This window comes from Acidiphilium sp. PM (assembly GCF_000219295.1).
Lineage (GTDB): Bacteria > Pseudomonadota > Alphaproteobacteria > Acetobacterales > Acetobacteraceae > Acidiphilium > Acidiphilium multivorum.
In genome coordinates, this window is the sequence record NZ_AFPR01000486.1 from 1 (window position 1) to 5,392 (window position 5,392).

4 protein-coding genes and 1 pseudogene are annotated in these 5,392 nt (G+C 65.6%); 3 read left to right on the forward strand and 2 right to left on the reverse strand.

The window, feature by feature from the left end; translation table 11 throughout:
• The 3 genes from atzF to APM_RS15185 form a co-directional block, all read left to right on the forward strand.
• A partial coding sequence (atzF, locus tag APM_RS15170) for an allophanate hydrolase (RefSeq protein WP_007424259.1) occupies positions 1 to 1,603 on the forward strand: 1,603 nt, incomplete at its 5' end.
• Positions 1,604 to 2,000: 397 nt separating this feature from the next.
• A protein-coding gene (locus APM_RS20615) for an IS5 family transposase (protein WP_197535485.1) occupies positions 2,001 to 2,755 on the forward strand; the annotation gives its coding sequence in 2 pieces (ribosomal slippage) (positions 2,001 to 2,328 and positions 2,328 to 2,755; 756 coding nt in all).
• Positions 2,756 to 2,952: 197 nt separating this feature from the next.
• Positions 2,953 to 3,495 carry a hypothetical protein gene (locus APM_RS15185; RefSeq protein WP_007424261.1) on the forward strand — a complete coding sequence of 181 codons (543 nt, stop codon included), beginning with the start codon at positions 2,953 to 2,955 and terminating at the stop codon, positions 3,493 to 3,495.
• Between the two features lie 49 nt (positions 3,496 to 3,544).
• Here APM_RS15185 and APM_RS15190 read toward each other — a convergent pair whose 3' ends face one another.
• Entirely contained in the window at positions 3,545 to 4,849 is a 1,305-nt protein-coding gene (locus tag APM_RS15190; RefSeq protein ID WP_007424262.1) for an MFS transporter, read from the reverse strand.
• A gap of 96 nt (positions 4,850 to 4,945) precedes the next feature.
• A pseudogene (tcuB, locus tag APM_RS15195) lies at positions 4,946 to 5,392 on the reverse strand (tricarballylate utilization protein TcuB); the annotation flags it as partial.

Here is a 5,392-nt window from a genome sequence, read left to right on the forward strand (position 1 = left end):
GATGGCGGCCGACCTCTCGCTGCCGCTCGCCGGGCTGCCCTTCGCGGTGAAGGACAATATCGACGTCGCCGGGATGCCGACCACGGCGGGATGCCCGGACTTCGCCTACATGCCGGCGCGGGACGCGGCGGTGGTCGCACGGCTGCGGGCGGCGGGGGCGGTGCCGATCGGCAAGACCAATCTCGACCAGTTCGCGACCGGGCTGAACGGCACGCGCTCGCCCCATGGCGCGCCGCGCTGCGTGTTCGACGCGCGGTATGTCTCGGGCGGGTCGTCCTCCGGTTCGGCGGTCGCGGTGGCGGCGGGGCTCGCGGTGTTTTCGCTCGGCACCGACACGGCGGGATCGGGGCGGGTGCCGGCTTCGTTCAACAATCTGGTCGGGCTGAAGCCGACGCGGGGATTGCTGCCGGCGAGCGGCGTGGTGCCGGCGTGCCGGAGCCTCGACTGCGTGTCGGTGTTCGCCAATGCGGCGGCGGATGCGGCGACGGTGCTGGCGGTGGCGCAGGGGGTGGATGCGGAGGATCCGTATTCGCGGGCGCCGGAGACGGTGGCGCTGCCGGAGCGGCCGCGTGTCGGCATCCTGGGGGCGGCGGAGCGGATCGGCGGCAACGAGGCGGGGTATGCGGCGCTCTATGCGCGGAGCTGCGCGGTGGCCGAGGGGCTCGGCTGGACGCTGGTGGAGATCGACGACGCGCCGTTCCGCGCCGCGGCTTCGCTGCTCTACGAGGATGCGTTCGTGGCCGAGCGGCTTTCGGCGCTGCGGGGTTTTTTCGCGCAATCGCCGGAGGCGTTCGACCCGGCGGTGCGGGCGATCCTGGAGCGGGCGCGCGGGTTCGACGCGGCGGACCTGTTCGACGCGCAAGCGCGGCTGATGGGGCTGCGGCGGCAGGCCGGGGCGGAGCTGGCGAAGGTGGACGCGCTGCTGCTGCCGACCGCGCCGGAGATTTTCACCGTGGCGGCGATGCTTGAGGCGCCGATCGCGCTTAACGCGGCGCTTGGGCGCTATACCAATTTCGTCAACCTGCTGGACATGGCGGCGGTGGCGGTGCCGGCGGGGTTCCGCGCCGACGGGCTGCCGTTCGGCGTGTCGCTGATCGGGCCGGCTTTCAGCGACGCCGCGCTGCTGGCGCTGGGCGATGCGCTGCACCGGGCCGGGTCGCCGGGATGCGGGGTGTCGCGGCGGGCGGCGCCGGGGGCGCTGGCGATGCCGGAGGCGGCGCGGATCTCGATCGTCGTCGCCGGGGCGCATCTTTCGGGCATGGCGCTGAACCACGAGCTGACCGCGCTGGGGGCGCGGCTGGAGGAGGCGACGGCGACGGCGGCGGACTACCGGCTTTACGCGCTGGCGACGGCGCCGGCGAAGCCGGGGCTGGTGCGGGCGCCGGGCTTCGCGGGGCCGGGCATCGCGGTGGAGCGGTGGTCGCTGTCGCCGGCGGAGTTCGGACGGTTCGTGGCCGGCGTGCCGGGGCCGATGACGATCGGCCAGGTGACGCTGGCGGACGGGCGGCGGTTTGCCGGCTTCCTGTGCGAGCCGGCGGCGCTGGAGGGGGCGCGCGAGATTACCGGGTTCGGCGGCTGGCGCGCCTATCTGGCGGCGGCCTGACGCGCTAGAGCATCATCCGATCAGATGGAGTCATCTGACCGGATAAAGATGCTCGGGTTATCAGTATGATAGAGCACGACATCCGATCCGAAAGGATCGGAAAGTGCTCTAGCGTCCCGAATCTGAAACCCATCGGATTTCAGATTCAAAGTGGACACTGGGAAAAACGATAGTTTGGTGGCCTGCTTGTCCCTGAAATTCACCCACGAATTTCAGGGGCAGGACACTAGAGCATCATCCGATCAGATGGAGTCATCTGATCGGATAAAGATGCTCGGGTTATCAGTATGATAGAGCACTACATCCGATCCGAAAGGATCGGAAAGTGCTCTAGGTTCCGTACCTATTGCCATGACTACGGGAGTTTTGATTCAAGTCTCTACGGAGGGTTTGGATCATGGCGGAATTATTCTGGCTGAACGACGCGCAATGGGCTGCGATCGAGCCGCTGTTGCCCAAGCTCGGCGGCAAACCGCGGGTGGACGATCGCCGGGTTCTGAGTGGCATCCTGCATCGCTTTCGCGAGGGCTTGCGGTGGCGCGCACTTCCGGAGGCTTATGGGCCGCGGACCACGGTGTTCAACCGGTTCAACCGCTGGAGCCAGCGTGGCCTCTGGCAGGAGATCTTCGCGGCCCTTGTCGCCTGCGCGGATCCCCCGCGCATCGCCATGGTGGACAGCACCTCGGTTCGGGCACATCGCGCGGCCGCGGGCGGTAAAGGGGGGCGCAAAGCCAGGCCATCGGCCGGTCGAGGGGTGGACGGACGACCAAGATCCACGCCGTCGCGGATGACCTGGGGCGCATCGCCGCCGTCCTCCTGACGCCGGGACAGGCCTCCGATATCAGTGGCGCCCGAGCGCTTCTCCCCACCATGCCACCGCCAGAAGACCTGATCGCCGACAAGGCCTACGACGCCGATGACCTCCGCGCCTTCCTCACCAGGCAGGGCACAAGGCCGGTGATCTCGCCCATGCCAAACCGCCGCGCCATACCGCCCTTCGACCCCGTCGCCTACAGAAAGCGCAATCTCATCGAGCGTGCCTTCTGCAGGCTCAAAGACTGGCGCGCCATCGCTACACGTTACGACAAGACCGCACGAAACTTCCTCGCCGGGATCTGCCTCGTCCTCGCCGTCACCGCGTGGATCAGTTGAGTCCAGAACCTAGGCGGTTGCCCGAGTCGAAACGGCGCGTCCGATGCGGGCGGAAGTCAGGACATTGATAATTCGATTCGGAATGGCATCGAACGATTCGCCGTGGCGGCCGGAATCCGGTTAATATGTTGTTTATATGTCCATAATACTTTGCATCAACAAAAATCAGAAAGGCAGGAATAGATATCGGATTCGAAATGAGTTTTTTCCAGAAGTCGAAATGGCTGATCCTTGGTGTGCTGTCCGGGTGCGTGGCGGCGCTGGCGGTCGTTCTGCTGGTGAAATACGCGTATGACGATCCGCATCCGTTCAGTAGCCGGCGCGAGGTGTACGACCGGATGAGCGTTTCATATTTCCACAAGATTCGACAGTATGGGAAACTCGACGCCGGGCAGATCCTGCATATCGCGAAAAATCAGGACGTGCGGGACCATAATTTCGTGATGCAATTCGACCCGCATGACATCAACGCCTATCACGTCGAGATCTCGAACGTTCCGCGCCGCGTGTGCCGCTACATGGTCGACATGTCCTATAGCTCGAACATCATCAAGAACATCTATATCGACAATAAAGTGGTGGATCTGGTCCAGGACCAGCCTATCGGCGGGCGGTTCCTGATGGTGAACGGCAAGGCGGTCACGGCCAGCCAGGATGCCTATGCGCGCAGCCTCTGCGCGAGGCGAAGCGGCGCGTTGCGGATCGGGCTCAGCGTGGTTGTCCACCGAAGCAGGTATTGAGGGCGGGAGGCGACCCGATCAGGCCGGGCGGCCTGACCGGGTTTGCGTGTCAGTGTTCGAGGTCCGACTGCGTGGTGTCGGCGGTCGTCAGGATCGCGTAGATCGCCGCGATGGCGTAGACCATCACGAGAAGCCCGATATAGACATAGGCACGGTGAATCCCGGCGCTGCGCAGGATGAGGCCGGCGACGATGGGGATCAGGCCGCCGCCATAGACCTGCGAGATCTGATAGCCGAGGCTGGCGCCCGATGCGCGATACCGCGTCGGGAAGTTCTCGGTGTAGAAGGCCGGGATGGCGCCATAGCCGAAGCCGAAGACGAAGCCGAAACCGATGACTTCCGCGACGACCGCGAGGAAGAAGCTGTGCATGTTGATGAGGTAGAAATACGGGATCGCGAAGACGAGAAACACGACGGCTGAGATCAGCAGCACCGTGCGACGGCTCACGCGGTCGGCCATGCGCGCGCCGATATACATGAAGACGAACATGAAGGCGGCGGCGATCAGCCCGACGGTTTCGGCCTGCGTGGCGGTGAAGCCGACGGCTTTCATGTAGCTCGTGCCGAAGACGAACGACAGGAAGAAGGCGCCGCTGAACATCGCGTTCACGAGCGACGTGCGCAGGATGCGCAGGGGCATCTCGCGCCACACCCGGCTCGCCGGCAGGTCGAGCACCGCGTGTCTGGCGCGGTGGCGCTCGAAGACGAAGCTGTCCTCGGTCCGCGACCGGATCACGATGCCGACGATGGCGACGAGGAAGCCGATGAAGAAGAAGATGCGCCAGCCCCAGGCGATGAATTCGGCATGCGTCATCATCGACTTCACGAGGATGACGGACCCGAAGCCGAGCAGCAGCCCGATCGGGATCGCGAAGCCGACCCAGGCGCCCCAGAAGGCGCGATGCCGCGACTTCGCCGCCTGCTCGACGACCCAGGTCGAGGCGGTGCCGAATTCGGCGCCGAAGCTGATGCCCTGGGCGAGGCGGAAGATGATCAGCAGCGCCGGCGCGACCGCGCCGATCGAATCATAGGTCGGCGTCAGGCCGATCAGCAGCGTGCTGACGCCCATCAGGACCAGGGCGTAGACCATCGCGTCCTTGCGGCCGCGGCGGTCGGCGATGTTGCCGAAGATGAAGGCGCCGAGCGGCCGGATGACGATGCCAAGACCGTAGACGCCGATCGCCGCGGCGATGGCCGCCAGCCCCGGCAGCTTGAAGAAGATGCCGCCCCAGACCGTGGCGGCAATCACGCCGGTGACCAGGAAGTCATACTGCTCGATGACCGACCCGATGATGCTGGCCAGCGCGACCTTGCGGATCTGATGTTCCGTTGGCTCGTCTGTCGTGTGATTCATGATGTCTGTGTTCTCCCGGAGCCCGTTCTGGGTCTGCCCTGTCGATTATTGTGTTTCAAGGTCCGGTCGGCAGACCGACACTCGCGCGGAGTGGCTTTACTTCTGCGTCCCGGCGGTTTCGGCCTCGAATTCGGCCGCGTGGCGCACGAGCGCAACCAGTCGCCAGATCCCGTGCACGAACTTTCCGTATGGCATTGTGACAAAAAAGCCAAGAACCACGCCGAGATGGATGCAGAGCAGGATCCCGGCAAACGATGTCGCGCGGAGGACGAGCAGAGCCAGACCCGTCAGGCCGAGCAGGAACAGGGTGACGATGAAGGCGACGTCCATGCCGCGGCTCGCGGGATCGGCGAAGGCGGGCGGGCGCCGCCTCTTCTCCAGCAGCAATCCGGGCGCGCCGGCGACGAGGCCGATGCCGCCGAGCGCCCCGAGGATCACGGGAAGCGAGGTCGGCGGATAGGGGGCCTCGAGATCGAACCCGTAGCTGTAGAGGGTCGCCACGCAGGTCGAGGCGAAGCAGAGCAGGAAGCCGTAGAACACGAA